The following is a 2361-nucleotide window of genomic DNA, read 5'->3' on the forward strand; positions in this document are numbered from 1 at the left end:
CTGCCGCAGGCGCTCCGAACTCTCATCCAGGGCTCCATCGCGGCGGTCGACCTCGACCAGGCTGCAATTGGGCCAGGCATTGCGGTGTTCTCTCGATACTCGAGAGTTCGCGAGGCCGACGGCACCGATATGTCCGTTCGCGACGCGCTGGAGTTGATCAATGCAACTCTTGACGAGGTCGTCGACGAGCTTTCTGACTCAGATCCGGATTCCCGGTTCGCGGCGAAATGGTACCGACAGTTCGGCTGGGGCACTGAAGTTTCAGGTACGGCCATAACGATGGCCCAGTCGGCCGGAACCTCCCTGGGAACGCTCGAGCGCGGTGGCATCTTCGAAGCGAAGGGTGGACGGGCCCGGCTCCTCTCTCCCGCGGTTCTTGAAGACGAGTGGGACGTTGCGTCCGACGAGCGCGTCAGCGTCTGGGAGGCGACGGTTCGCCTGGCTGCGGTGATGGCGCGGGACGGCGTCGACAAAGTCGCCCAACTGCTCCCTGCCGTACAGACCCGCGTGAGCCTGGACGCAGTCAAGCAGATGTCACTCTGGCTATTCCGCGAGGCGGAAAAGAAGCGCGACACCAAGGATGCGATTCTCTTCAACGGATTGGTGAGTGCGTGGGGTGATGTGAACGAGCAGGCGCGGAAGCATGCCGGTGTTCCGCGCGCCGTTCAGCAGGCGTTCGACTTCGATGAGGATGGGGACTGAGTTCGATGGCGATGAACAACCGTGATCGCGTGGGCAAGGCGTTCGACCTGCTGTCGGAGGGTCTGCTCGATTCGGTCGACGAGGTGATGACTGCCGCGTACGGCACGTCCGACTGGCCCGCTGCGTGGGCGCAAGAGGACGCGCAACGCCGAGGTGGGCCGGCCCGAACGCTGACGAAGCACGATGTCCAGGTGCAGCTTCGCGCGATCACCGAGCAGGGCTACCGCTTCAAGGACGTGCTGTCGCGTGCGCAGCAAGGCTTCGGGTCTGAGCTCCGCGAGACGCGAAATCTGTGGGCGCACAACGAGCCGTTCAGTTCTGATGACGCGGCGCGCGCGCTCGACACGATTGAGCGACTGCTCCACGCCGTCGGCGCGGTCGACTCCGCTGAGGACGTCCGCAAGCTCCGCGTCGACCTGCAGCGCACGGTCTTCGAGGATCAGACGCGCAAGCAGGTCAAGCGGACGACGGTGACCCTCGACCCGGGCTCGGGTCTCCGGCCGTGGCGCGAGGTGATCCGCCCGCACGATGACGTGGCGCGCGGCGAGTTCACGGCATCCGAGTTCGCGGCTGACCTACATCTGGTGCGCACGGGGCAGGCGACGAGCCCTGAGTACGGCGACCCGGTCGAGTTCTTCACCCGCACGTACCTCACGGAAGGTCTGCGGGATCTTTTGTCGCGTGCGCTCCGGCGCGTCGGCGGCGGGGACGGCAACGCGAGCCCGGTCGTCAACCTGCAGACCAACTTCGGCGGCGGCAAGACGCACTCGATGCTCGCTCTCTACCACCTCTTCAGCGGCACCCCCGCAAAGGACTTCCCGCAGGAGCTGCAGGAGCTCATCGCCGAGACCGGAAACCCGGATCTTGGGGCGCTGGAAGTGAAGCGCGTCGCGCTCGTCGGCACCTACCTGAAGGCAGGGTCGCCACTCATCAAGGACGACGGCACCGAGGTGCGCACGCTCTGGGGAGAGCTCGCCTGGCAGCTCGGCGGCCGCGAAGCGTATGACCTGATCGCTGAAGACGACCGAGCCGGGACGAACCCGGGCGAGGCCTTGCGGACGCTGATCGCGAAGTATTCGCCGGCGCTGATCCTCATCGATGAGTGGGTCGCGTATGCGCGGCAACTGGTCACGGACAAGGAGCTTCCGTCGGGCTCATTCGAGACGCAGTTCACCTTCGCACAGTCTCTGACAGAAGTCGTTCGGTCGGTGCCTGGAGCGATGCTTGTCGTCTCGATCCCGGCATCCGACACCGGCGATGCAGGTAGCGGAAGTGACATCGAGATCGGCGGCGCGAACGGCCAGCTTGCGCTGGAACGTCTGCAGAACGTGATCCGGCGCGTCGCCGACCAGTGGCGGCCGTCGAGCAAGGACGAGTCCTTCGAGATCGTCCGCCGCCGTCTCTTCCAGGCGCCGAACGCGGAGGGTCTGACCACGATCTCCGCCGTAGCGCGCAGCTTCGTCACTCTCTATCGGAGCAACACCGCACTGTTCCCCCGGGATGCCGCGGCCCCGAGTGACGACTACGAGCAGCGCATCCGAGCGTCCTATCCGTTGCACCCCGAGTTGCTGGACCGCCTGTATGAGGATTGGTCGACGCTGGAACGGTTCCAGCGCACCCGCGGTGTGCTCAAGCTCGTGTCCTCGATCGTGCACGAGC

1 protein-coding gene and 1 pseudogene are annotated in these 2361 nt (G+C 65.5%); both read left to right on the plus strand.

Translation table 11 applies throughout. From position 1 onward, the window contains the following. Positions 1–702 (plus strand): annotated as a pseudogene (locus tag Q1V87_RS15165) (hypothetical protein); the annotation flags it as partial. Between the two features lie 5 nt (positions 703–707). After that, positions 708–2361, plus strand: a 1654-nt coding sequence (locus Q1V87_RS15170) for a Swt1 family HEPN domain-containing protein (protein ID WP_300594722.1), incomplete at its 3' end; no start/stop codon positions are given.

Origin of the sequence: Microbacterium sp., assembly GCF_030149085.1 — a bacterium.
GTDB lineage: Bacteria > Actinomycetota > Actinomycetes > Actinomycetales > Microbacteriaceae > Microbacterium.